This window comes from Streptomyces sp. NPDC026515, assembly GCF_055567595.1.
On record NZ_JBVHQD010000001.1, the window covers coordinates 107,873 to 131,979 of the forward strand.

The following is a 24,107-nucleotide window of genomic DNA, read 5'->3' on the forward strand; positions in this document are numbered from 1 at the left end:
ACGCCGCCCGGTCCGCCGCATCCTCCACCCGCGGAACCGCCGCACCGACGCCTGCCGAACCACCGCACGACCACCCGCCGTACGAAAACAACGCCGTCTGTCGAACCACCGCGCGGCACCGGCGGGCATCAGCCATCCGGACAGGCCCGCACAGGGGTCTCCACCCGAGGGTGGAGAGATCCCGCTCGGTGGATTCCACCCGTGATCCACCCACGCTCCGATCTGCTGACCTGCACATTTCCGTAGCGTCGTTGGTGTCGGCGGCTCCCGCTCCCGGCACCGCCCCTTCCCGCTCACGGAGGCTCTGATGGCCGGGCTCGTCAATGCGTTGCTGATCGTGGCAGTCGTCGTCGTGGTGATCGTGCGCCAGTTCCGCGCCCGCCCGATCGACACGGGCCGGCGCTGGTGGGTGCTGCCCGTGATCCTCGCGGTCGTCGCGCTGCGCGAACCCGGGATACTCGACGCCCATCACCGCACCGAGTCCGCCCTGCTGCTCGCTACGGAACTGCTGGTCGGACTGGGGACGGGCGCCGCGTGGGCCTGGACCACCCGGGTCTGGACGGAGCCCGACGGGGTCGTGTGGACCAAGAGCACCAAGGCCAGCGCGATGGTCTGGTTCCTCGGGATAGCCGTGCGCGTCGGTCTCGTCGCCCTCGGCGCGTTCATCGGCGTCCACCAGGACAGCTCGGCCCTCATGCTCGGACTGGCGGTCACTCTCCTGGTTCGCGCCGGCATCCTCGTCTGGCGTGCGCAGTCCCTCTCTCCCGTCCCGTCCACCGGCGGCGCCGCCCGGGCGTACGGTGACGGCATGGTCCGTGTCACCAGGAAGGAAGGCGTGTGACGGAGAGCGTCTGGATGAGCTGGCCCTCGCGTGAGGCGCTGGGCCGCGCGGGGATCTCCCAGCCCCGGCGCATGCTCGCCTGGGCCGTACGACTGATGGTCCTCGCCCTGCTCCTGTGGAGCGCCTTCAACCAGTCGCACGTCCGCGGCTGGGAGATCGCCGCGGCCGTGGCGGGGGTCGTCGTGGCCGCAGTGGCCTCCTGGGGCTTCTTCCGGACCACCTACGCCCACCGCCTCCTGCCGTCCCTGGTCCTCATCGGCGTCCTCCTGGCCATCGCGGTCGCGGCGGAGGCCAACGGATTCCGGGGACCGGCCCTGGTGATCTGGTGCGGCTGCGGCATCTCCGCCCTGGAGCGGCTGCCGATCGCGATCGCGGTCCCCGTCACGACGGTGGCCCTGGCCTCGTACTCGGCCTTCAACAACGACGTGTGGCTGACCACCGCTGCCACCGTCGTCGGCCTGGCTCTCGCCGGTTACGTGATGAGACTCGACGCCGAGGCCCGGGGCCACGCTCAGCGGCTGCTGACCCAGGAGCGCGCGGCGAGAGCGGCCGAGGCGGAGTCCGCGGCGCTGGCGGAGCGGGCCAGGATCGCGCGGGAGATCCACGATGTGCTCGCCCACAGCCTCTCGGCCCAGATGGTGCACCTGGAGGCGGCGCGGTTGCTGATCGAGCGCGGTGCCGACCGGGAGCAGATTCTCGAACGGGTCGTGGCCGCCCGGGCAATGGCCCGGGACGGACTGGCCGAGACCCGCCAGGCGCTGTCCGCCCTGCGCGGTGAGCTGACCCCGCTGGAGGAGTTCCTCTCGGAGATCGTCGCTTCGACCGACGGCGCCGAGGTCACTGTCACGGGTGAACGCCGGGCTCTGTCGGCGGAGGCGTCGCAGGCCGTACGCCGCGTCGCCCAGGAGGCGCTGACCAACGTCCGCAAGCATGCCCACGGTGCCAAGGTCCACGTGCGGCTGGACTACCAGGAGCACGAAGTGACCCTGGACGTGAGGGATTCCGGCGGCCGTCCCGGCGATCTCACCGCCGCGGGCAGCGGGTACGGTCTGCTGGGTATGCGGGAGCGGGCCGAGTTGATGGGCGGTTCGCTGGAGGCGGGGCGTGACGACGAGGGGTTCGCGGTGACGTTGAGGGTGCCCGTATGACGGAGGGGGAGAAGAAGCCCGCGCGGGTGGTGGTCGCGGACGATCAGACCGTCGTCAGGGAGGGCATCGTGATGCTCCTCGGCCTGCTGGCCGGCGTCGAGGTCGTGGGCGCGGCGGGCGACGGGGAGGAGGCCGTGCGACTGGTCGCCGAACTCGCTCCGGACGTGGTGCTGATGGATCTGCGGATGCCGCGTTGTGACGGAGTGGAGGCGACCCGGCGGATCAGGACGGAGTACCCGGGGACGCAGGTCGTGGTGCTCACCACGTTCGCCGACGACGAGTCGCTGTTTCCGGCGCTGAAGGCCGGTGCCCGTGGCTATCTCACCAAGGACGCGGGCGGCGACGAGATCGTGCGGGCGGTGCACAGCGTGCTCTCCGGGGACGCGGGACTGTCCCCGAGCATCCAACGGCGGCTGCTGGAGCGGCTGTCGCAGCCCGAGCCGGCGGCGGCCGTGGCCACCGAGGCACCCGACGGGCTGACCGCGCGGGAGACCGAGGTCCTGGTGCTGATCGCCGAGGGGCTCACCAACCAGGAGATCGCGCGCCGCCTGCATGTCTCCACCGCGACCGTGAAGACTCACATCAACAACCTGTTCGCCAAGACGGGGCTCAAGGACCGGGCCCAGGCGGTGCGTTACGCCTACGGCAAGGGACTGGCGCGGCCACCAGCGGATTGAGTCACCTGATGGGGTGAAGAGCCGCGGGAAGAAGTGTCGGGGATCTTCCCGATCTGTCCATCCTGGGGCATGCAGTCAAGCAATGGTCGTCACCGCGACGGCGGGGGCGGTCCCGAGAGTTCGGCCGAGCAGCACGAGCGCCAGGGCGAGTTCGGCGCGGCCTCCCGAGAAGTCAGGTACGAGGACCCCTGGTACGACGCCCTGGCGTCCGGCTGGGGCGAGCTGGACGGCACCGGGGTGCCTGCTCCGGGCGTACCGGCCGCGCGGACGGAGCGGGAGGGGGCGGCGGTCCGCGCCCGCGACGTGTACCTGGAGGTGCAGCGCAGTGCGGCCTTCCAGGAAGTGCGCAGCCGTTACCGGAGGTTCGTGGTGCCGGGCGTCGCCGTCTTCCTCACCTGGTACGTCGGGTACGTGGTGACCGCGACGAGCGCGCCGGGGCTGATGGCCAGGCCCGTCGCGGGGGCGGTGAACGTGGCGATGGTCGCGGGCCTCGGGCAGTTCCTCACCACGTTCCTGCTCACGTGGGCCTACGCCCGGCACGCGCGGTTGCGCAGGGACCGTGCCGCGCTGGAGCTGCGCTGGGACACGCAGGAGCTGACCCGGGGCGCGCGGGGTGGTGAATGATGACGGGGCATCACCAGACGCTGGCTCTGCTGCTGTTCAGCGCGTTCGTCGCGGTGACGCTCGGGATCACGACGTGGGTGAGCCGGCGACGGCATGGTTCCGCGGAGGAGTTCTATGCCGGCGGGCGGCTCTTCTCCCCGATGGAAAATGGCTTTGCCATCGCAGGCGACTACATGTCGGCGGCCTCGTTCCTCGGCGTGACCGGGCTCATCGCACTCTTCGGCTACGACGGGCTGCTGTACGCGGTGGGCTTTCTGGTCGCCTGGCTGGTCGTGCTGTTCCTGGTGGCCGAACTGGTCCGTAACTGCGGGCGGTTCACGCTCGCCGACGTGGTCGCGGCACGGATGCGGGAGCGGCCGGTACGGATCGCCGCGGGAACTTCCTCGATCACCGTGTCCGTTTTCTATTTGGTGGCGCAAATGGTGGGAGCGGGCAGCCTGGTGGCGCTGCTGCTCGGACGGACCAGCGAGGCCGCGCAGGTGTGGACGGTCATCGGGGTCGGCGCGCTGATGGTGATCTATGTGTCGTTGGGAGGGATGCGGGCGACCACCTGGATCCAGATCGTGAAGGCGGTCCTGCTGCTGGGCGGGACGGTGGTGCTGACCGTGCTGGTGATGCTGCACTTCCACGGCAATATCGACAGGCTGCTGCTCACGGCGGCGGAACGCAGTGGACACGGGAAGGCCTTCCTGGCACCGGGCCTCAAGTACGGCGGCGGCTGGAGCGCGCGGTTCGATTTCATCAGCCTGGGGCTGGCGCTGGTGCTGGGCACGGCCGGGCTGCCGCACATCCTGTCCCGCTTCTACACGGTGCCGACGGCCAGGGCGGCCCGGCGGTCCACGGTCTGGTCGATCGGGCTCATCGGCGGCTTCTATCTGATGGCGATCGTGCTGGGGTTCGGGGCCGCCGCCGTCGTCGGCCCGGACGCGGTGCGTGCGTCGAACGAGGCGGGAAACACGGCGGTCCCCCTGCTGGCGCTTGACCTGGGCGGCGGCGAGGGCTCCACCGGGGGAACCGTTCTGTTCGCGGTCGTCGCCGCCGTCGCGTTCGCGACGATTCTGGCGGTGGTCGCCGGGATCACCCTTTCCTCCTCGGCGTCCGTCGCCCACGACCTGTATGCCTCGCTGCGCAGGCCGCGCGCCAAGCAGCGCGGCGAGGTGGCGGTGGCGCGGACGTCCGCGGTCGGCATCGGGGTGGTCGCGATCGCTCTGGGCCTGCTGGCCCGCGACATGAACGTCGCCTTCCTGGTGGGGCTGGCGTTCGCGGTGGCCGCCTCGGCCAACCTGCCCGCGTTGCTGTACTCACTGTTCTGGCGGGGGTTCACCACCCGCGGCGCGGTGTGGGCCGTATACGGCGGGCTGATCCCGGCCGTGGGCCTGGTCGTGCTGTCCCCGGTCGTCTCCGGAAGCCCGGGCGCGCTGTTCCCGGCCGTGGACTTCCAGTACTTCCCGTTGCAGAACCCGGGGATCGTCTCCATCCCGCTCGGCTTCCTCGCCGGGTGGCTCGGCACGGTCACCTCGGACGAGGTGCCGGACGAGGCCAAGCACGCGGAGACCGAGGTGCGGTCGCTGACCGGGGCGGGGGCCGTCTGACCCGCGTCGCGGCCGCTACGGCGCCACCCAGGCGTACCGGTGTTCCGGGCGGCCCGTGTCGCCGTACTTGAGGGAGAGGCGGAGCCGGCCCGCCTGTTCCAGGTGGCGGAGGTAGCGCTGGGCGGTGGACCGGCTGAGGCCGGTCTCGGCGGCGACCTCGTGGGCCGAGAGCGGATGTTCGGCGCGGTGCAGGACGCCGCAGATGAGGTCGGTGGTGGGTTCGGAGTGGCCGCTGGGCAGCCCGGGCGCGGACGGGGCCGGTGAGGTGCGCAGCGCGCCGAAGATCCGGTCGACCTGCTCCTGGCCGGTCAGCCCCCGGCCGCCGACCCGGTCGACGGTGCGGCGCAGCGCCGCGTAGGAGTCGAGGCGGGTGCGCAGGGCGGCGAAGGTGAACGGCTTGACCAGGTAGTGCAGGGCGCCCAGCCGCATCGCCCTCTGGACGGTGGTCACGTCGCTGGCGGCCGTGATCATGATGACGTCGGTGCCGTGGCCCTGTTCCCGCATCAGGTGGACGAGTTCGAGGCCGGTCCGGTCCGGCAGATAGTGGTCCAGCAGGACCAGGTCGATGGTGCCGCGTTCCACGGCGGCCAGGGCCTGGGCGGCACTGTGTGCGCGGGCGGCCACCCGGAAGCCGGGAACCTTCCCCACGTACTTGGCGTTTATCTCAGCGACGCGGAAGTCGTCATCGACCACCAGGACGTCAATCATCAGGCCTCTCCTTCAAGGCCGGCGAGCGTTAAGCCCGTGTTTCGTCTGCGCAGTTCTAGCGCGCGCAAAACGAGCACAACAGGTGCTTGCGAGCAAAAGAACGGCTTGCGCCCAGAAGACTGCTGTTGTGGTCCGGGCCACACCTACCGTCCCGGCTCATGAGCGCAGACACCAGCCCCGCCATCGAGCTGCGGGGCGCGAGCAAGATCTTCAAGACCCCGTCGGGGGGTCTGCACACGGCTGTCCACGACCTCGACCTCACCGTGGGGCGTGGTGAGTTCGTGGCCGTCGTAGGGCCGACGGGTTGCGGCAAGTCCACCACGCTGACCCTGGTCAGCGGGCTGGAGGAGCCCAGCCGGGGCGAGGTGCTGGTGGCCGGCGCGCCGGTGGCCGGCGTCGGCGACAAGGTCGGTTTCGTCTTCCAGCAGGACGCCACCTTCCCCTGGCGGACCGTGCTGTCGAACGTGATGGCCGGTCCCCGCTTCCGGGGCGTGCCGAAGGCGGAGGCGAAGGAGAAGGCCCGCGCCTGGCTGGCCCGGGTCGGACTCGCCGCCTTCGAGGACCGTTATCCGCACCAGCTCTCCGGCGGTCAGCGCAAGCGCGTGGCGCTCGCGGCGACCTTCGTCAACGACCCCGAGATCCTGCTCATGGACGAGCCGTTCTCCGCGCTCGACGTGCAGACCCGGGCCCTGATGTCGGACGAACTCCTTGAGCTGTGGGAGGGCACCGGCGCCTCGGTCGTCTTCGTCACCCACGACCTGGAGGAGTCCATCGCGCTGGCCGACAAGGTCGTCGTCATGACCGCCGGGCCCGCGACCGTCAAGCAGGTCTTCGACATCGACCTGCCCCGCCCCCGCAAGGTCGAGTCGGTGCGTCTGGAGCCGCGGTTCATCGAGATCTACCGCGAGATCTGGGAGTCCCTCGGCGAAGAGGTCCGCATCACCCGCGAGAGGGGTGCCGCTCATGTCGCCTGAGATCCTCAGCACACCGGTCGTCGAGACGGCCAAGGCCCCGGACCGCGCGCGGTCGCGGGCCCAGGCCGCCCGCAGACGCAAGGTGATCGTGTTCGCCGTGCGGGTGCTGCTCCTGGTGGCCGTCCTCGGGCTGTGGGAGGTGCTGTCCCGGGCCGAGGTCATCGATCCGTTCAACTTCTCGATGCCGTCGAAGATCTGGGACCAGATCTGGACCTGGGTGAACCACGGCACCGCCCTCGGCTCCCTGGGCGAGCAGATCTGGTACACGCTCTACGAGGCGCTGCTCGGCTGGGTCATCGGGGTCGTCGCCGGTGTGGTCTGCGGTATCGCCCTGGGCCGTATCGCGTTCCTCGCCGATGTCCTCGGTCCCTACATCAAGGTGCTCAACTCGATCCCCAGGATCGTGCTCGCCCCCATCTTCGTGATCTGGTTCGGGCTCGGCGCCTCGTCCAAGGTCGCCTCCGCCGTCGTCCTGGTCTTCTTCCCGGTGTTCTTCAACGCCTTCCAGGGCGCCCGCGAGGTCGACCGCAACCTGGTCGCCAACGCCCGGATCCTCGGCGCGAGCGACCGCAGGGTGACCCTCCAGGTCGTCATTCCCTCCGCCACCTCCTGGATCTTCACCAGCCTCCACGTCAGCTTCGGCTTCGCCCTGATCGGCGCCATCGTCGGCGAGTACATCGGTGCCACCAAGGGCATCGGCCTGCTCGTCGCGCAGTCGCAGGGCACCTTCAACGCGGCCGGTGTCTACGCCGCGATGGTCATCCTCGCCGTCGTCGCACTCGCCGCCGAAGGGCTGCTCACGTTCGCCGAGCGCCGCATCTTCCGCTGGAAGCCGTCGGACTCCGACAGCTGACCTGCCCCCTCGCCTCCTCCCCGCACCGCCCTCTCACAAGGACGTGAACCGTCATGCGCAAGTCCGCCAGATACTCCACCCTGGCCGCCGCCGGCCTGCTCGCCCTGTCCTCCCTCACCGCCTGCGCCAACGACGCGGCGAGCACCGCCTCCACCGGATCCGGCAGCAAGGGTGACGGCAAGGGCACGAAGGTCAAGATCATGGTCGGTGGCCTGGACAAGGTCATCTACATGCCGGCCATGCTCACCCAGCGGCTCGGCTACTTCGACGCCGAGGGCCTCGACGTGGAGCTGCTGACCGAGCCGGCCGGTGTCCAGGCCGAGACCGCGCTCGTCGCCGGGCAGGTGCAGGGGACGGTCGGGTTCTACGACCACACGCTGGACCTCCAGACCAAGGGCAAGGCGGTGGAGTCCGTCGTGCAGTTCTCCCGCGCTCCCGGTGAGGTGGAGGTCGTCTCCACCAAGGCGGCGGGCGACATCACCTCGCCGAAGGACTTCAAGGGGAAGAAGCTCGGCATCACCAGCCTCGGGTCCTCGACCGACTTCCTGACCAAGTACCTCGCCGTCAAGAACGGGGTGAAGGTCAGCGACTTCTCGCCGGTCGCCGTCGGAGCGGGCGCGACCTTCATCTCGGCGCTCCAGCAGGGCTCCATCGACGGCGGCATGACGACCGATCCGACCGTGGCGACCATCCTGGACAAGAAGGCGGGCAAGGTCCTGCTGGACATGCGGACGCCGGAAGGTTCCCAGAAGGCGCTCGGCGGCCCGTACCCGTCGTCGAGCCTGTACATGCAGACGGACTGGGTGAACGGTCACAAGGAGACCGTCCAGAAGCTCGTCAACGCATTCGTCAAGACGCTCAAGTGGATGTCCACGCACAGCCCCGCCGAGATCGCGGCCAAGATGCCCGCCGACTACGCCCAGGGCGACAAGGCGCTGTACACGCAGTCCATCGAGAGCACGCTGCCGATGTTCACCGACGACGGCGTGATGCCCGAGAACGGCCCGGAGACCGTGGAGAAGGTGCTCAAGGCGTTCAACACGAACATCCAGAACGCCGATGTCGACCTGAGCAAGACGTACACCACGGAGTTCGTCGAAGCCGCCGAGTAACACGCCTCAGCCGCGGGTCGCCCACACATACCGGTGTTCGGGGCGGCCCGCGTCGCCGTACTTGAGGGTCAGCCGGGCCCGTCCCGTGCGTTCCAGGAGCTTGAGATAGCGCTGGGCGGTCTGGCGGCTCACCCCGGTCCGTTCGGCGATCTCCTGAGCGGACAGCGGGACCTCGGCGCTCATCAGGGACTGGCGCACCAGCTCGGCGGTGGTGGGGGAGTGCCCTTTGGGCAGGTCCGGCTCGGCCCTCGAGGACAGGGCGCCGAACATCCGGTCCACCTCGGCCTGTTCGGCCTCGCCGCCGCCGTCCAGGGTGCGCCGCAGCTCGGCGTACGCCTCCAGCCTGGCGCGCAGCCCGGCGAACGCGAACGGCTTGACGAGGTACTGCAGAGCGCCGTGCCGCATCGCCGCCTGCACGGTCGCCACGTCCCTTGCCGCCGTCACCATGATCACGTCGGTCTGGTGGCCGCGCCGGCGCATCTCCTGGACCACCGCGAGACCCGTGTCGTCGGGCAGGTAGTGGTCCATGAGGACCAGGTCGACACGGGGCAGCGCCGCCAGCCGGCCCAGCGCCTCGGCCGCGCTGTGCACCTCCGCGGCCACCCGGAAGCCCGGCATCTTCCCGACGTAGGCGGCGTTCACCCGGGCGACCCGGATGTCGTCGTCCACCACCAGGACCTCGATCATCGCGTCTCCTCGTCGGCCGGGACCAGCGCCGGCACCGGCTCCGCATCGGTCAGTGCCTCCGGGAGCGCGACCGTGAACTGCGCGCCCCCGCCGCCCGCCTCGCCCACGACCGCGCTGCCGCCCTGCCGTTCGGCGAGCCGGCGCACCAGCGAGAGTCCGATACCGCGCTTGCCGTGCGCGGGCGGTTTCTTGGTGGACCACCCCTCGGTGAAGACCAGCTCCCGCTGCTCCGCCGGGATCCCGGGCCCGGTGTCACGCACCCGGAGGAGGACCGCGCGGCCCTCGGCGCACAACTCGACCTCCACGCGCGCGTGCGGAGTGCCGGCGACCGCGTCCACGGCGTTGTCCACGAGATTGCCCACGACCGTGACCAGACCCCTGGGGTCGATCAGCCGGTCCGGGAGCCAGGTGCGGTCCGACACCCACAGGGCGACCCCGCGCTCGGCCGCGACGGTGGCCTTGCCGACCAGCAGGGCGGCCAGCAGCGGGTCGTGGATCTTCTCGGTGACCTGTTCGGCGGTGACCCGGTGGTCGCCCACCACCTCCCCGACGAAGTCCACGGCGTCGTCGTACATCTCCAGTTCCAGCAGCCCGAGCAGGGTGTGCATACGGTTGGCGTGCTCGTGGTCCTGAGCGCGCAGGGCGTCGATCAGCCCGTGTGTGGAGTCGAGTTCGCGGCCGAGCTGCTCCAGCTCGGTGCGGTCGCGCAGGGTGGCGACGGCGCCGCCGTCGTCGGTGGGCATGCGGTTGGCGACCAGGACCCGCTGGCCGCGCACGGTGAGCAGATCGGTGCCCGTCACCCGGCCGGCCAGGACATCGGTCGTACGGCCCTCGCCGAGGGCCTCGTCGGGAGACCGGCCGACGGCCTCGTCGCCGATGCCGAGCAGTCGTCTCGCCTCGTCGTTCAGCAGCCGGATGCGGCCGCCGCCGTCGAGCGCGACGACGCCCTCCCGGATGCCGTGCAGCATCGCCTCGCGCTCGGCGAGCAGGGCGGAGATGTCGGAGAAGGCCAGGTCGCGGGTCTGCCGCTGGACGCGCCGGGAGATCAGCCAGGCGGCCAGCGCACCGACTGCGAGGGCGCCGCCGGCATAGGCGAACAGGCCGGGGATGGCACTGAGCAGGCGTGCCCGGACGCTGTCGTACGCGATGCCCACCGAGACCGCCCCGATGATCCGGTGGCGCGAGTCGTACAAGGGCACCTTGCCGCGCGCGGAGCGGCCCAGGGTGCCGTTGTCGATCTGCATGACGTCCCTGCCGGCCAGTGCCTCGTCCGGGGAGGTCGAGACATGCCGGCCGATCTCCGAGGGCGTGGTGTGCGACCAGCGGAATCCCCGCAGGTCCATCACCACGATGTACTCGGCACGGGTGGCCTTCCGGATCCGTTCCGCCTCCCGCTGGACCGGGCCGGTCGTGGTCGGCCGGGTGGTGAGGACGCCTTCGGCGATCTGCGGGTCCTGGGCCGTGGTCTGCGCGATCGCGAGCGCCCGGCGCATCGCCTCCTGGTCCAGCTGTTTGCTCAGCGGCGCCAGGAAGAGCCCGGTCGCCAGCACCGCGACGCCCGCGGCGATCACCACCTGCATCAGCAGGACCTGCGAGAACGCCCGTCGGGGCAGACCGAAGCGCAGGCGGCGTGCGGGGGGAGTGGGGCTCATGCCCACGACGGTACGTGGGCGGGCGCTCCGGGCCGTAGGGGGTGTGGCGTGGATCTCTTGACTGTTTCATGGGGGAATCGGCCGTCGGGGCCGCGCCGGCACACCCGCCGAGGCCGCGTCAGCTCGCCAGAGCCGTCGTCGTCCCCAGCTGTCGCAGCGAGACCACGTCCATCCGGGCCGGCGACCCGAGCACCGACACCCCGCAGCTCTCCGGACGGGGCGGCAGGGAGGTGCCCTGTGCCACGCCCACCCGCCAGCGGCGGCCGTCGGTGTGGGCGACGGTGACGTCCCAGCGCGGGGCCGCGCCCGCGGTCCGTACGACGCTCAGCGTGTCCGCCGCGTACTCGCCCGCCGCCTCGCGCACGGCCAGTTCGGCCGCCTGGCCGGGCCGTTCCCAGGCGGAGCGCCCCCGGCAGCCTTCCAGCACCACACGGCCCTCCTGGAGGCCGTGCAGGACCTTCTTGACGGCATGGGCCTCGGCGCGGCCGTACGCGTAGCCGTGCGGCAGCACGAGCACCGTCGGCGAGAAGCGATGACCACCCAGATGAGTGACTTCCCAGGTGCCCGTCACTCCGGACGCGGCCAGATCGGCGGCGAGCGGGCGGCCGAGCAGGGCGCAGCAGCGGTCGCGCTTGCCGTTGGTGCAGACGAGCGCGAGGGGGCCGCCCGCGTGCGGCCGGCCGCCGAGCGCGGACCCGAACGAACGGTGGTCCCCCGCGCCGAGCGCGGCGAAGTCCAGGCCGAGCAACCGCTCCGGGTCGCGGGTGGCGGCGCCGTGCAGCCAGACGTTCCCGGGAACCGTGTGGGCCACGTACACCTGGCGCATCCCGGGGGTGCCGGGATCGGCGTGGCGGCCGGGGCGGCGGATGAGCGCGATCCGCACGCCGGTCCCCTGGGCGGCGGCCTCCAGGGCACGGCCCAGCGCGGGGTCCAGATGGCTCGAAGTGAGCGCCTTGGGACCCCACGGGCCGGGCTGTTCCAGCAGCAGCCATGTCGTCGCGGTGGCGGCGGTGCCGCAGACGGGCTCGTCGAGCAGCCGGGAGACGGTTGTGCACCTACTCACAGAGGTGAGCCTAACCTGACTCTGGGGTCGGCGACTTCCGGCCCCGCCCGCTCCCCCTCAGCGGGCTATTCCGGCTGCGGCAGCGGTTGCGGCGGCCTCGGGCCGACGTAGTGACCGCTGGGGCGCATCCGCAGCGGGCGTTCCCCGTACTCCTCCAGGGTGTGCGCGATCCATCCCGCCGTCCGTGCGACGGCGAAGATCGTCTCGCCCGCCGTGGCGGGCATGCCGCAGGAGGCCGTGAACACGGCCAGCGCCAGGTCGACATTGGCGTGCAGCGGAGCGTGCCGCGCGGTCGTGGCGACCACGTCCCGGGCCGCGAGCAGGGCGGGCTCCGCGCGGGGAACGTCCTCCAGAAGGCGGAACAGAACCCGCGCGCGGGGATCCTCGCCCTGGTAGAGCCGGTGGCCGAGCCCGGGGATACGGCGCCCCGCGCGGAGCTCGTCCGCGATCACGGGGACGGCGGTGCCCCGGGCGAGGACGTCGAGCAGCATCCGGTGGGCGAGGCCGCTGGAGGCACCGTGCAGGGGGCCTTCGAGGACACCGAGCCCGGCCGACACGGCCGCGTACGCGTGGGCGCGTGCGGAGGCGGCGAGCCGGACCGCGAGCGTGGAGGCGGCCAGGTCGTGGTCGACGAGCAGGGCGAGTGCCGTGTCCAGGACGCGCAGCGCGGCGTCGCCGGGGTCGACGCCGGTCAGCCGGCGCCACAGCCGGTGGGCCAGCGGGCCGTCGTCGGGCCGGCCCTCGCGCTGCACGGGCAACGCCGCGACCAGGGTGGGGATCAGCACGCGCGCGGTGCCGAGGACGGCGTCCTCGGACAGGTCGAAGCGCAGCGGGTCCTCGGCGGCCGAGGCGATCGTGGCGACCCGCAGCCGGTCGGTGGGGGAGGTGTGCTCCGGCAGCGCGTCGACGGCCCGACGGGCCGCGGCGACGGTGGCCTTCGGGGCGGTGAGGGTCGCGCCCGGGGTCATCCGGCCCGTCCACAGCCACTCGGCCACCTCCTCGTAGGAGTGCCGCACGGCCAGTTCGGCGGCGTCGACGCCCCGGAAGAAGTAGCGGTCCTTCTCGATCAGGGTGATCCGGGTGCGCACCGACAGCTCCCCGCCGGAGCCCGGAGTCCCCACGGCATCCCGCCTGTTGCGCTGGGCGAGCGCCTCGACCTCGCCGGCGTCGAAGGTGCTGGCGCGGCCACCGGGTGCACGCCTGCTGCTGAGCTGACCGCGGCTCACGTAGGCGTAGACGGTCTCGGGCTTCACCCCGAGCAGTTCGGCGGTCTCCTTGGTGGTCAGCCGCCGCGCGGGACTGCCGGGAGCGGGTTGTTGATCGCGCATGACGCCACCGTAGTCGTGTCGCATGCATGCTGATCCAGTCAACGTTGACAGCTGGCAGGTCAAACATGGACGGTCGAATCAAGTTCAGGCAGGACAGGTGGTTCTGCAGTCAGCGGGCAAGTCTCTGAAGAGCCGGGGAATCTCATCCTCGGGGTTGGCGATGGCCGGCTGGAAATCGGCTCCGACTCGCAGAGAGCGGGGTTTCAGCAGCCGCCGGAGGAGGCGGTCGGGGCTCCGATGCCGGTCTGGGGAGTGGCGGGGGCGGCGCAGCATCCGCCGCCCTGCTGCTCGGCGTTGTCGGGCTCGTCGAAGAGGCCCGCACCGCCGCACACTCCCGACTCGGGGAGGACCAGCTCGACGCGCTCTGCGGCCTCCCGGTCGCCCGCGACGGCGGCGGCGACCGAGCGGACCTGCTCGTAGCCGGTCATCGTGAGGAAGGTCGGGGCGCGGCCGTAGGACTTCATACCGACCAGGTAGATGCCCTGCTCGGGGTGGGAGAGCTCGTTGACGCCGTGGGGGTGGACGGTTCCGCATGAGTGGACGTTGGGGTCGATCAACGGGGCGAGGGCGGTCGGGGCCTGGAGGCGCTCGTCGAGGCCGAGGCGGACCTCGGAGAGGAAGGACAGGTCGGGTCGCAGGCCGGTCAGGACGATCACCTCGTCGACCGGGTCGAGGCGGCGGCCGTCTTCCGCGACCAGGACCAGCCGGTCGCTGTCCCGGTCCACCGCTTGTGTGCGGAAGCCGGTGACCGCGCTTGCGCGGCCGGCCTCCACGGCGGCTTTGGCGCGCAGGCCGAGTGCGCCGCGTGCGGGCAGCTGGTCGCCCTCTCCGCCGCCGTAGGTGTTCGCGCCCATGCCGCGGCGCAGGATCCACACCGCGTGCGTCCCCTCTTCCTCCTTGGCCAGGTCGGCGAGGAGGGCGAGGGCGGTGAAGGCGGAGGCGCCGGAACCGACGACCGCGGTGCGCCTGCCCGCGTAGCGGGCGCGTACGGCCGGGTCGCCGAGGTTGGGGACGCGGTAGGTGATCCGGTCGGCCGCGGTCTTCTCGCCGAGGGCGGGCAGACCGTCGGCGCCGGCAGGGCCGGGGGCGGACCAGGTGCCGGAGGCGTCGATGACGGCGCGGGCGGTGATCCGCTCCTCGCGTCCGTCGGCGTGCCGGATGTGGAGAGTGAAGGGCTGTTCGTCGCGGCCGGAGTCGACGATGCGGTCACGGCCGGCGCGGGCGACACCGGTGACCGTCGCGCCGTAACGGACCCTGTCGCCGATGACGTCGGCGAGCGGCTGCAGGTACTGCTCGGCCCAGTCGCCGCCGGTCGGGTAGGCGGTGCCCCCGGGGCGGACCCAGCCGGTGGGGGCGAGAAGCTTCTCGGCGGCCGGGTCGGTGACCTCGGCCCAGGGAGAGAACAGCCGTACGTGTCCCCAGTCCCGGACGGCGGTACCGGCGGTGGGACCCCCCTCCAGGACCAGCGGTTCGATACCGCGGTCGATGAGATGCGCTGCGGCGGCCAGACCCACGGGGCCGGCACCGATGACGGCGACCGGCAGCCGTCCGGTGGTGGACGCGCTGTTGGTGGACACAGCCACGAGGTTCCTCCCTTGTTTCGACATCTGTCGATGACTTGTGCGGGTCAGCATTACATCTGCATCGACATGCGTCAACATAGACATTCTTCGAATTAGACCGGACGGGTGACCGGCGTCACGCCGTCGGATCCGCCTCGGCGCGCACGGGTGCCGTGCGCCCGGCCCGGCGTTCGGCCCCGCCGGCGACAGGGCCGCCGCCTCCCGCCTTGCTTCGGCATGTGTCAACATAGACGCATGTCGAATGTCCAGGTGCTGCCGCTGGTCGAGTCCGGATCCTCCGACGGCGTGGCGCCCTGCTGCCCGCCGCTCACCGAGCGTCCGTTCACCGCAGGGGAAGCCGACGTTGCGGCGCGGATGTTCAAGGCGCTCGGCGACCCGGTGCGACTGCGGCTCTTCTCCGCGGTCGCCTCCCACGAGGGCGGCGAGGCGTGCGTCTGCGACATCTCCGACGTCGGCGTCTCTCAACCGACCGTCTCTCACCACCTGAAGAAGCTCAAGGACGCCGGCCTGCTGACCTCCGAGCGGCGCGGCACCTGGGTGTACTACCGGGTCGAGCCGTCGGTGTTCGCCGCGATGGGACGGCTCCTCGCTCCGCGCTGATCCCTCAGGTCACCCACGAGAAGGGAGCTCGCCGCCCCGCCGTCACGCATCCGTCTCCCGCCACCACCGACGCATGGCAACCGTCCGGACGGGCTCGCGACCGCGGTGAGCCGTACCAGGGGGGTGAACGGCTATGTGGACGCGACGTTCGAGACGGCCCACCGCCTCCAGGTGGCCGCCATCAGGACGGGCCCGGGCACACCCGTGGTGCCCACCTTCGAAGCCGTACCGGGCGGCATCGCCGGGGCGCGGGTGACCGGCGCGGGCAACGACCTGGCGCCGGGCGCCGGACTGCGTCCCGCGCCCGGCCGGGGCGTATCGGACCGTCCTGGTGACCTACGAGGTCGTGTGCGAGAGCGGCAACGGGGCCTCCGTCCTGCCGGCGTTGGACTCCTTCCTCGCCGGCCCCGTCGGCGAGGCGGGCCAGGATCTCCCGCACCGGGTGGGATGCGCGCCGGTGCCCGATGGGATCGCCGCCCGGGCCCGCGAGGTCGTCGCCGCCCTGTCCTGACCCCGCCTGGGGGGGGGCTTGCGTTCAGGGCCGGAGGAGTTCGGTGACCGCCCGTGCAGCATCGCGTGCCGGGCGGCCGACGCCGATGAGGGTGGCGGAGGCGGGGCCGGTCCAGTCGCCGTAGCCGAGCAGGTGCAGGCGGGGCTCGTCGGCCGCGCGCGTCCCGGCGGTGGCGATATGACCGCGCCGCCCCCGGAGCCGGAGCGGGGCGAGATGCGAGAGTACGGGCCGGAAGCCGGTGCACCAGATGATCGTGTCGGCATCCGAGCGGCTGCCGTCGGCCCATTCGACGCCGCGGGGAACCAGCCGGGAGAACATCGGGGCCGCTTTCAGCAGGCCGCGGTCACGGGCTTCGCGCACCGGCGGGACCGCGACGATGTCGCCCAGTGACGCGACGCCGCCCGTGTCGGTGCGGCCCTCGGCGAGGGCGCGGCGGCGGGCAGTGGCCGTGTCGAACAGAGCACGCCCGTCGACGTCGTCGGCGAGGAAACGGGGCGGACGCCGGGTGACCCAGGTCAGGTCCGTGTCGTGGGCGAGCTCGGCGGCGATCTGGGCGCCGGAGTTGCCGCCGCCGACCACGATCACGCGCCGGCCCGCGAAGCCGGCGGGGCTGCGGTACTCGGCCGTGTGCAACTGGCGTCCCCCGAACACCGCTTGGCCGGGGACGGCGGGGAGGAAGGGCCGCCACCAGGTGCCGGTCGCGCTGATCACCGCACCGGCGTGCCAGGTGCCGGCACCGGTCTCCACCCGCAGAAGCGAGCCGTCCCGGCGGACGGCGAGGACACGTACGGGGCGCTCGACGGGCAGCTCGTAGCGCTTCTCGTAGTCGGCGAGGTACTCCACCACATGCCGTGCGTCGGGGCAGGTCTCGCCCGGCTGGGGTGGCATGAGACGGCCGGGCAGCGAGGAGTAGGCGGCCGGGGAGAACAGGTGCAGGGAGTCCCAGGCGTGCTGCCAGGCGCCGCCCGGCGTGCTCAGGGCGTCGAGGACGACGAAGTCGAGGCCGAGACGCCGCAGGTGGTAGCCGGCGGCGAGCCCGGCCTGGCCGCCGCCGATCACCACCACCTGTGTGCGGTGGCTCATTCCGCCGGTCGGCCGGGCGTGAAGATGACCGCGACCAGGGCCAGTCCGACCACGGCGCCCACGAGTTGCGCGCCGGTGAAGCCCAGAACCGAACCCGGCGCGATGCCCGCGAAGGTGTCGGTGAAGGCGCGGCCGATCGTCACGGCCGGGTTGGCGAAGGACGTGGACGAGGTGAACCAGTACGCGGCGCCGATGTAGGAGGCGACCGCGACGGGCGCGAAGCGCAGCTGGTCCGCCCGTGACAGGCCGAAGATCAGCAGAATCAGACCGGCCGTCGCGACGACCTCACCCAGCAGCAGATGACCCGCCGACCGGTCGTGCGTGGACCACTTCACCAGTGGCTCGCCGAACATCGCGTCGGCCAGGACGGCGCCCGCGACGGCGCCCGCGATCTGCGCGGGCAGGTACACGGCCACCTCGCGCAAGGTGACCCCGGCGCCGCCGCGGCGGGCGGTCCACCACTCGGCGAGCGTGACCACGGGATTGAAGTGCGCGCCGGAGACCGGGCCGAGCAACAGGATGAGGATGCCGAGGCCGAAGACGGTGGCCGTGGAGTTGGCCAGCAGCTGCAGGCCGACGTCCTCGGTCAGCTCGGTGGCCTGGATGCCGGAGCCGACCACGATCGCCACCAGCGCCGCGGTGCCTGTGAGTTCGGCGGCGGCCCGGGCGGCCAACGGGGTACGGGGCGGGGTCGCACCCGGCGCGGGCGCCGCAGGCCCGGCCGCAGGCGCCGCCCGCGCGGCCTGTTCGGCAGGGGCGGCTTCGGCGGCAGTCACGGGCAGGCCCTCTTGTTCTGTGCGGCGGCGCGGGCGGACTCGGCCAGGTCGGCGAACTGACCGGCGAGTGAGGCGATGACGTCCGGGCGGAGCTTGTAGTACGTGAACCGGCCGCACGGCTCCGTCTCCACGACCCCGGCCTCGCGCAGCACCTTCAGGTGGTTGGAGAGGTTGGTCTGTCTCGCGCCCGTCTCCTCCACGAGATGCGTGGTGCACAGCGTCTCTTGGGCGAGCAGGGTCACGATCTGGAGCCTGAGCGGGTCGGCCAGAACCCGGATCAGATCAGTGTCGACTGACGTCAGCATGCACTGATACTGTCACATCAGCGGTGACTGACACCACCGGACGCTGATATGTCGTGCCCGTTCTGTTGCGAGACAAGAGAGACCTCTGATGTCCGACAAGCCCTCCGTGCTGTTCGTCTGCGTCCACAACGCCGGCCGTTCCCAGATGGCCGCCGCGTGGCTGACCCACCTGGCCGGGGACCGCGTCGAGGTCCGCTCGGCCGGCTCCGACCCCGGGGCGGGCGTGAACCCGGCCGCCGTCCAGGCCATGGCCGAGGTCGGCATCGACATCTCCGCCGAGGTTCCCAAGATGCTCACCGTCGACGCCGTCAAGGAGTCGGACGTCTGCATCACCATGGGCTGCGGCGACACCTGCCCCGTCTTCCCCGGCAAGCGGTACCTGGACTGGGACCTGGAGGACCCGGCGGGCCAGGGCGTCGAGGCCGTCCGCCCGATCCGCGACGACATCAAGGTGCTGGTCGAGGGCCTGATCAGGGAGATCGCACCGGAGCCCCAGGCGTGAGCACCGCAACCGGCGGCGTACGTGACGTCATCGTCATCGGCTCCGTCCCCGCCTGATACACCGCAGCCCTCTGCACCGCCCGTGCCTGGCTCGAGCCGCTGGTCTTCGAGGGTGCGGTCACGGCCGGCGGCGCGCCGGTGCAGACGACCGAGGCGGAGAACTTCCCCGGCTTCCCTGGCGGCATCATGGGCCCGGACCTGATGGACGGCATGCGGGCCCAGGCCGAACGCTTCGGCGCCGAACTCGTCCCCGACGATGTCACCGAGGTGGACCTGAGCGGCGCCGTCGGGACGGTCACCGGCAGCGGGGGGACGGTCCACCGGGCGAGGGCCGTGATCGTGGTGACCGGCTCGTAGCACCGCAAGCTGGGTCTGCCGGGTGAGGACGCGTTCTCCGGCCGCGGGGTGTCGTACTGCGCGACCTGCGACGGCTTCTTCTTCCGCGAGCACCACATCGTGGTGGTCGGTGGCGGCGACACGGCCATGGAGGAGGCCACCTTCCTCTCCCGCTTCGCGGCCTCCGTGACGGTCGTCCACCGCCGGTCCACTCTGCGGGCCTCCCAGGGCATGCAGAACCGGGCGTTCTCCGACGACAAGATCTCCTTCGTTTTCGACAGCGAGATCGCCGGCCTCACGGAGCGGGACGGCAAGCTCACCGGAGTCGTGCTGCGGGATGTCTTCACCGGTAGGACCCGCACCCTGGACGTGACAGGCCTGTTCGTCGCGATCGGCCACGACCCGCGCACTGAACTGGTCACCGGCCAGCTCGACCTGGACGGCGAGGGCTGCCTCAAGGCCGCCTCCCCTTCCATCCGCACGAACGTCCCGGGCGTCTTCGGCGCGGGCGACGTGGTCGACCACACCTACCGGCAGGCGATCACCGCGGCCGGCTCCGGCTGCGCGGCCGCACTGGACGCCGAGCGCTACCTCGCCGCACTGGCCGACACCGGCACCGCGGGCGGGCCGGCCGTGGCTGCGGTCTGACGTCCCGAAGGAAGACCACGGCTCTCAGGAACGTCACCGATGACTCCTTCGGACAGGACGTCCTCGACGACGAGAAGCCGGTCTTGGTCGACTTCTGGGCCGCCTGCGCGGCCAGTGCCGTCAGCTCGCCCCTTCCCTGGAGGCGATCGCCGCCGAGCACGGCGACAGGATCGAGATCGTCGAGCTCGACATCGACGGGAACTCCGCCACCGCCGCCCGCCGCGGCGTGAGGTCCATCTCGACGGTGAACGTCTGTCAGGGCGAGCCCCGCGGCCCCCTTCTTCTGGCGGAGGCACCCGGGGGCCAGTAGACGCGTCGTCGCCATCAGCGGCACCGACGCCGGTGTCGGCGCGGCCCTGCGCGCCCGCGAGCTGGATGCCGGCAGCGACGTCACCGTCGTGGTGGCCGATGCCCAGCCGAACTTCTCCGTCTGCGGCGTCCCGTACCACGTCAGGCGCGTCAGCGCGCGAGTCGCGCGGGCGGGCTCGGCCCTAGGGGTCGCGGTGAGGACGCCGAAGTCCTGGGCGGCGAGGGCGTATCGGGTGCGGGCAACGGCGGTGGCGAAGGCGGTGTCCAGGCGAGCCGTGCGGTCGTGACACGGGGCGGTGATGCCTGCCCTCGTGTCCGCTCGGGTGGACGGGGCGCGCGTCCCGTCGGGTGGACGACGTGCTCGTGTGGTGTCGGCCGGGGTTTCCTTACTTCCAAAAATACCCCCAGGGGTACTCGTGCTACCGTCGTAGATATACCCCCGGGGGTAATTCTTCGTCGGATGGGAGTACCTCATGTTCTTCGTCGACACGATCGAGGTGTCGGGGCTCGGCAACCGCAGCTATCTCGCCGGTGGTGAGCGCACGGCCGTGGCCGTCGACCCGCCCCGCGACGTCGACCAGGTCATCGCGGCCGCGGCCGGGCGCGGGGTGCGGATCGCGTATGTCGTCGAGACGCACGTCCACAACGACTACGTCACCGGCGGCCTGGAGCTCGCCCGGGTCACGGGCGCCGCCTATCTCGTGCCTGCCGGGGCTCGCGTCTCGTTCGAGCGGGTGCCGGTGCACGACGGCGACCGTGCGGAGGTCGACACCGATGCCGGCCTGGCGGTGCGTGCGCTGGCCACACCGGGCCACACCCCGCACCACACGTCCTACGTGCTGGAGGAGAACGGCACGGCGGTCGCCGTGTTCACCGGCGGCTCGCTCCTGATCGGCAGCGTCGGCCGCCCCGACCTGGTCGAGCCCCGGCTGACGGAACGCCTCGCCCGTGCCCAGCACGCCTCCGCGCACCGGCTGGCCGCCGAGCTGCCGGATGAGACGGCCGTGCTGCCGACCCACGGCTTCGGCAGCTTCTGCTCGTCCTCCCAGGCGGAGGGCAGCGACACGACCATCGGCAAGGAGAAGGCGTCCAACGAGGCCCTCACCCGGGACGTCGACACCTTCGTCGCCGACCTGCTGGCGAGCCTGGACGACATCCCCGCCTACTACACGCACATGGGCCCGGCCAACGCCGCCGGACCCGCGCCCGTCGACCTGACCCCGCCCGCCGTCGCCGACGCCGACGAGATCGCCGCCCGGCTGGCGGCGGGGGAGTGGGTGGTGGACCTGCGCAACCGCGTCGCCTACGCCGAAGGGCATGTCGCGGGCTCCTTCAACTTCGAGGCCGAGGGACAGCTGGCCACCTATCTGGCCTGGCTGATTCCGTGGGGCAAGCCGGTCACGCTGCTCGCCGAGTCGCCCGAGCAACTCGCGGCGGCCCAGCGCGAGCTGGTCAGGGTGGGCATCGACCGCCCGGCAGCGGCGGCCACGGGCGGGCCGGCCCGCTGGGTGCGCGAGGGCGAGGAGCCGGCCTCCTTCCCGAGGGGCACCTTCGCGGACCTCGCGGGGCGGATCGCGGACGTCGTCGTCCTGGACGTGCGCCGATCCTCCGAGCGGGCCGGCGGGTTCGTCGAGGGCTCGGTCCACATCCCCGTCCACGCCCTGCACCGCCGCCTGGACGAGGTGCCCGACGGCGAGGTGTGGGTGCACTGCGCGGGCGGGATGCGCGCCGCCGTCGCCGCCTCCCTGCTGGATGCCGCGGGGCGGGACGTCGTCGCCGTGGACGACTCCTTCGACGCCGCCGGCAAGGCGGGGCTCACCGTCCGTACGCCCTGACGCGGCGGCCGGACTTCCGTACCGACAGGGGACACAGGAGCGAGAGACCGAGATGAGCATATTCCGACGTGCCCGGGGCGGCTCCGGGCGTGTGAGCGTGCAGGAGGCGGCCGTGCGCACCGGGCACGGTGGCCCCGACGGTGCCGCCGACGCCGTCCTGGTGGACGTGCGCGAGCCGTATGAGTGGCAGGCGGGGCACGCGCCGCACGCCGTGCACCTGCCACTGTCCGCGCTGGCCGCCGGGGCTGGGCTGCCCGATCGCGCCCAGGCGCGGCCCCTGGTCGTGATCTGCCGCTCCGGGCATCGCTCACAGCGGGCCGTGGAACTGCTCGCCGCCCGCGGCTCGGCGGCCGTGGACGTGATCGGCGGGATGCGGGACTGGGCGGAGGCGGGGCTGCCGGTGGTCGACGGGCGCGGCCGGAACGGCACCGTCGCGTGAGCGCGGTCGTACTCGCCCTCGCCGCCGGCGCCGTCATCGGCGTGGCGCTCGGCGCGCTAGGGGGCGGCGGCAGCGTCCTGGCCGTCCCCGCGTTGATCTACCTGCTCGGCTTCAGCCCCGTCGCGGCGACCACCGCGAGCCTGGTCATCGTCACGCTCACGTCGGTCACCGCGCTGGTCGCGCACGCCCGGGAAGGGCACGTCCGATGGCGGACGGGGCCGCTGTTCGCGGCGGCCGGGATCGGCCCGGCGATGCTCGGCGGCGCGCTCGCCGCCCACGTCCCGGCGGCCGCACTGACGGCGGCCTTCTCCCTGGTCGCGGGAGCGGCCGCCGTGCGGATGCTGCGGTCCCGGCGGGCCGCGGAGGGCGCCGTGACCGTACGGCCGGGGCGCGCCGCGGCGGCCGGGGCCGGACTCGGCGCGGTCACCGGTGTCCTCGGTGTCGGTGGCGGTTTCCTCGCCGTACCGGCGCTGGTGGGCGTGCTCGGCATGCGGATGCGCGACGCGGTGGGCACCAGCCTGCTCGTCATCACCGTCAACTCGCTGGCCGCGCTGACGAGTCGGGCGGGTACGGTCGAGGGGCTGGACTGGACGGTCGTCGGCCCCTTCGTCGGGGCCGCGATCCTCGGAGCCTGGGACGGGAAGAGACTGGCCTCGAAGGTCTCGGGCCACACGCTTCAGCGGACCTTCGCCCTGGTGCTGCTGTCCGTGGCCGCCTTCATGCTCGTCGACGCGCTGGTGTGAGGCACACCGTGACGCGCGCTCACGCCAGGGACAGGAACAGCTTCTCCAGCCGGGCCCGCATCGCCTCCGGGTCCTCGCCGTTCTTACGGCCGGACTCCATGTCCGTCACACAGCGCTGAAGGCCCGTCGCGATGATCGCGAACCCGGCGCGGTCCAGCGCGCGCGAGGCGGCGGCGAGCTGCGTGACGACCTCCTCGCAGTCCCGCCCCTCCTCGATCATCCGGATCACACCGGAGATCTGACCCTGTGCCCGGCGCAGCCGGTTCAGCACGGACTTCAGCTCCGCACCCGCGAGATCAAGTTCCACGACCACTCCTCGAAAAATACCCCTCCGGGTACTGTACGTCCCGGTTCGGGACGGCGTCGACCACCAAGGATCACACCTGCCATGACACATTCCCCCGCCCCCGTCGCCCTCGGCACCGACCAGACCCGCACCCGCTTGCACGAACTCACCGTCATCGACGTGCGTACGCCAGCCGAGTACGCCTCCGGGCATCTGCCCGGCGCCGTCAACATCCCCCTCGACCACATCCGGCGTGCGCTGCCGGAGATACGGCACGCCGCCGAGCGCGGCGACGTCCTCGTCGTCTGCGCCTCGGGCGCCCGCTCCGAGAACGCCTGCAAGCTCCTGGCCGAACAGGGCATCACCACGGCCACCCTCGCCGGCGGCACCAATGCCTGGGCCGCCGAGGGGCACGACCTGCACACTCCGGCGGCCTGCGACACGCGGGCCGGCTGGAGCATGGAACGCCAGGTGCGCTTCACCGCCGGCACCCTGGTTCTGCTTGGCGTCGCCCTCGGGGCGTTCGTGCACCCGGCTCTCCTGCTGATCCCGGCCGGTGTCGCCGGCGGCCTGGTCTTCTCCGCCGTCACGAACACCTGCGGCATGGCGGCCGTGCTCGGCAGGCTCCCGCACAACCGCCCGCGCGGCGCCGACCTGGACGCCGCTCGCGCGGCCCTCCGGGGCCGCTGACGGCGCTCGGCCCCGGGCACCCGCGTACGCGGCGCGTGTGCCCGGCCGGGCGTACGGCACATCCGATCGTGGACGGCGACGAGGGCGGGGACGGACGAGATCCGGTCCGGCCACGGCGTTCGGGCGCTGGATCGCCGACGAGCGGGAGGAGATGACACGCAGGACGCGACGGTCCCGGCCTGTACCTGGCCGGGACCGTCGGG

At 72.1% G+C, this 24,107-nt stretch carries 25 protein-coding genes and 2 pseudogenes; 17 read left to right on the forward strand and 10 right to left on the reverse strand.

The window, feature by feature from the left end; all coding sequences use genetic code 11:
- Positions 1-307 precede the first annotated feature (307 nt).
- From ACZ4O3_RS00425 to ACZ4O3_RS00445, 5 genes are all read left to right on the forward strand, one after another.
- A complete protein-coding gene (locus tag ACZ4O3_RS00425) occupies positions 308-841 on the forward strand; it encodes a DUF1453 domain-containing protein (RefSeq protein WP_362718341.1) in 534 nt (177 codons plus the stop codon).
- On the forward strand, positions 838-1,989 hold the full coding sequence (locus ACZ4O3_RS00430) for a sensor histidine kinase (protein WP_362718338.1): 1,152 nt from the start codon (positions 838-840) through the stop codon (positions 1,987-1,989). The genes ACZ4O3_RS00425 and ACZ4O3_RS00430 overlap by 4 nt, the downstream gene beginning before the upstream one ends.
- Positions 1,986-2,666, forward strand: coding sequence for a response regulator transcription factor (locus ACZ4O3_RS00435; RefSeq protein ID WP_362718336.1), 681 nt, complete (start codon positions 1,986-1,988; stop codon positions 2,664-2,666). Before ACZ4O3_RS00430 ends, ACZ4O3_RS00435 begins: the two co-directional genes overlap by 4 nt.
- A gap of 69 nt (positions 2,667-2,735) precedes the next feature.
- A complete protein-coding gene (locus ACZ4O3_RS00440; protein ID WP_467720659.1) occupies positions 2,736-3,290 on the forward strand; it encodes a DUF485 domain-containing protein in 555 nt (184 codons plus the stop codon).
- Entirely contained in the window at positions 3,290-4,882 is a 1,593-nt protein-coding gene (locus ACZ4O3_RS00445; RefSeq protein WP_467720991.1) for a solute symporter family protein, read from the forward strand. Before ACZ4O3_RS00440 ends, ACZ4O3_RS00445 begins: the two co-directional genes overlap by 1 nt.
- A 15-nt stretch (positions 4,883-4,897) precedes the next feature.
- On the opposite strand, the gene ACZ4O3_RS00450 is transcribed toward ACZ4O3_RS00445, so the two are convergent.
- Positions 4,898-5,590, reverse strand: a complete 693-nt coding sequence (locus tag ACZ4O3_RS00450; protein WP_362718328.1) for a response regulator — start codon at positions 5,588-5,590, stop codon at positions 4,898-4,900.
- Positions 5,591-5,748: 158 nt separating this feature from the next.
- On the opposite strand from ACZ4O3_RS00450, the gene ACZ4O3_RS00455 reads away from it, so the two are divergent.
- From ACZ4O3_RS00455 to ACZ4O3_RS00465, 3 genes are read left to right on the forward strand one after another with little or no spacing between them, the layout of a single operon-like run.
- A complete protein-coding gene (locus ACZ4O3_RS00455) occupies positions 5,749-6,564 on the forward strand; it encodes an ABC transporter ATP-binding protein (RefSeq protein ID WP_384993048.1) in 816 nt (271 codons plus the stop codon).
- Positions 6,554-7,417, forward strand: a complete 864-nt coding sequence (locus tag ACZ4O3_RS00460; RefSeq protein ID WP_362718322.1) for an ABC transporter permease — start codon at positions 6,554-6,556, stop codon at positions 7,415-7,417. The genes ACZ4O3_RS00455 and ACZ4O3_RS00460 overlap by 11 nt, the downstream gene beginning before the upstream one ends.
- 53 nt (positions 7,418-7,470) lie before the next feature.
- Positions 7,471-8,529: an ABC transporter substrate-binding protein gene (locus ACZ4O3_RS00465; RefSeq protein ID WP_362718320.1), complete on the forward strand. Its 1,059-nt coding sequence runs from the start codon at positions 7,471-7,473 to the stop codon at positions 8,527-8,529.
- A 6-nt stretch (positions 8,530-8,535) separates the two neighbouring features.
- On the opposite strand, the gene ACZ4O3_RS00470 is transcribed toward ACZ4O3_RS00465, so the two are convergent.
- The 5 genes from ACZ4O3_RS00470 to ACZ4O3_RS00490 form a co-directional block, all read right to left on the reverse strand.
- Complete coding sequence (locus ACZ4O3_RS00470; RefSeq protein ID WP_467720660.1) at positions 8,536-9,216, reverse strand: response regulator; 681 nt, start codon at positions 9,214-9,216, stop codon at positions 8,536-8,538.
- Positions 9,213-10,868 (reverse strand): ATP-binding protein, encoded by a 1,656-nt coding sequence (locus ACZ4O3_RS00475; RefSeq protein ID WP_467720661.1) that lies wholly within the window; start codon positions 10,866-10,868, stop codon positions 9,213-9,215. Before ACZ4O3_RS00475 ends, ACZ4O3_RS00470 begins: the two co-directional genes overlap by 4 nt.
- Positions 10,869-10,986: 118 nt before the next feature.
- Positions 10,987-11,931 (reverse strand): sucrase ferredoxin, encoded by a 945-nt coding sequence (locus tag ACZ4O3_RS00480; RefSeq protein ID WP_467720662.1) that lies wholly within the window; start codon positions 11,929-11,931, stop codon positions 10,987-10,989.
- 65 nt (positions 11,932-11,996) lie between these two features.
- Positions 11,997-13,259, reverse strand: a complete 1,263-nt coding sequence (locus tag ACZ4O3_RS00485; RefSeq protein ID WP_467720663.1) for a citrate/2-methylcitrate synthase — start codon at positions 13,257-13,259, stop codon at positions 11,997-11,999.
- A 203-nt stretch (positions 13,260-13,462) separates the two neighbouring features.
- Positions 13,463-14,836: an NAD(P)-binding domain-containing protein gene (locus tag ACZ4O3_RS00490; RefSeq protein ID WP_467720992.1), complete on the reverse strand. Its 1,374-nt coding sequence runs from the start codon at positions 14,834-14,836 to the stop codon at positions 13,463-13,465.
- A 240-nt stretch (positions 14,837-15,076) separates the two neighbouring features.
- Between ACZ4O3_RS00490 and ACZ4O3_RS00495 the strand changes: the two genes are divergently transcribed.
- Positions 15,077-15,442, forward strand: coding sequence for an ArsR/SmtB family transcription factor (locus ACZ4O3_RS00495; RefSeq protein WP_362728962.1), 366 nt, complete (start codon positions 15,077-15,079; stop codon positions 15,440-15,442).
- A 331-nt stretch (positions 15,443-15,773) separates the two neighbouring features.
- Entirely contained in the window at positions 15,774-15,953 is a 180-nt protein-coding gene (locus ACZ4O3_RS00500; RefSeq protein ID WP_467720664.1) for a hypothetical protein, read from the forward strand.
- Positions 15,954-15,977: 24 nt separating this feature from the next.
- Here ACZ4O3_RS00500 and ACZ4O3_RS00505 read toward each other — a convergent pair whose 3' ends face one another.
- From ACZ4O3_RS00505 to ACZ4O3_RS00515, 3 genes are read right to left on the reverse strand one after another with little or no spacing between them, the layout of a single operon-like run.
- Complete coding sequence (locus ACZ4O3_RS00505; protein ID WP_467720665.1) at positions 15,978-17,036, reverse strand: ArsO family NAD(P)H-dependent flavin-containing monooxygenase; 1,059 nt, start codon at positions 17,034-17,036, stop codon at positions 15,978-15,980.
- Positions 17,033-17,812 carry an aquaporin gene (locus ACZ4O3_RS00510; protein ID WP_467720666.1) on the reverse strand — a complete coding sequence of 260 codons (780 nt, stop codon included), beginning with the start codon at positions 17,810-17,812 and terminating at the stop codon, positions 17,033-17,035. Before ACZ4O3_RS00510 ends, ACZ4O3_RS00505 begins: the two co-directional genes overlap by 4 nt.
- A complete protein-coding gene (locus tag ACZ4O3_RS00515; protein ID WP_362727015.1) occupies positions 17,809-18,117 on the reverse strand; it encodes an ArsR/SmtB family transcription factor in 309 nt (102 codons plus the stop codon). The genes ACZ4O3_RS00510 and ACZ4O3_RS00515 overlap by 4 nt, the downstream gene beginning before the upstream one ends.
- A gap of 88 nt (positions 18,118-18,205) precedes the next feature.
- Here ACZ4O3_RS00515 and ACZ4O3_RS00520 point away from each other — a divergent pair, with 88 nt between their 5' ends.
- The 6 genes and pseudogenes from ACZ4O3_RS00520 (at position 18,206) to ACZ4O3_RS00545 (ending at position 22,928) form a co-directional block, all read left to right on the forward strand.
- Positions 18,206-18,619, forward strand: coding sequence for an arsenate reductase ArsC (locus ACZ4O3_RS00520; protein ID WP_362727017.1), 414 nt, complete (start codon positions 18,206-18,208; stop codon positions 18,617-18,619).
- Positions 18,616-19,602: pseudogene (locus ACZ4O3_RS00525) on the forward strand (NAD(P)/FAD-dependent oxidoreductase). Before ACZ4O3_RS00520 ends, ACZ4O3_RS00525 begins: the two are co-directional and overlap by 4 nt.
- A pseudogene (locus ACZ4O3_RS00530) lies at positions 19,599-19,864 on the forward strand (thioredoxin family protein); the annotation flags it as partial. The pseudogenes ACZ4O3_RS00525 and ACZ4O3_RS00530, both read left to right, overlap by 4 nt.
- A gap of 520 nt (positions 19,865-20,384) precedes the next feature.
- Positions 20,385-21,746 carry an MBL fold metallo-hydrolase gene (locus ACZ4O3_RS00535; RefSeq protein ID WP_467720667.1) on the forward strand — a complete coding sequence of 454 codons (1,362 nt, stop codon included), beginning with the start codon at positions 20,385-20,387 and terminating at the stop codon, positions 21,744-21,746.
- A gap of 52 nt (positions 21,747-21,798) precedes the next feature.
- Positions 21,799-22,185, forward strand: coding sequence for a rhodanese-like domain-containing protein (locus ACZ4O3_RS00540; protein WP_467720668.1), 387 nt, complete (start codon positions 21,799-21,801; stop codon positions 22,183-22,185).
- Complete coding sequence (locus ACZ4O3_RS00545; protein ID WP_467720669.1) at positions 22,182-22,928, forward strand: sulfite exporter TauE/SafE family protein; 747 nt, start codon at positions 22,182-22,184, stop codon at positions 22,926-22,928. The genes ACZ4O3_RS00540 and ACZ4O3_RS00545 overlap by 4 nt, the downstream gene beginning before the upstream one ends.
- A gap of 19 nt (positions 22,929-22,947) precedes the next feature.
- Here ACZ4O3_RS00545 and ACZ4O3_RS00550 read toward each other — a convergent pair whose 3' ends face one another.
- On the reverse strand, positions 22,948-23,235 hold the full coding sequence (locus ACZ4O3_RS00550; protein ID WP_384993015.1) for a metal-sensitive transcriptional regulator: 288 nt from the start codon (positions 23,233-23,235) through the stop codon (positions 22,948-22,950).
- A gap of 81 nt (positions 23,236-23,316) precedes the next feature.
- Between ACZ4O3_RS00550 and ACZ4O3_RS00555 the strand changes: the two genes are divergently transcribed.
- The gene (locus tag ACZ4O3_RS00555; RefSeq protein ID WP_467720670.1) at positions 23,317-23,904 is read left to right on the forward strand and encodes a rhodanese-like domain-containing protein; all 588 of its coding nucleotides are present in this window, start codon (positions 23,317-23,319) and stop codon (positions 23,902-23,904) included.
- Positions 23,905-24,107: the final 203 nt, after the last annotated feature.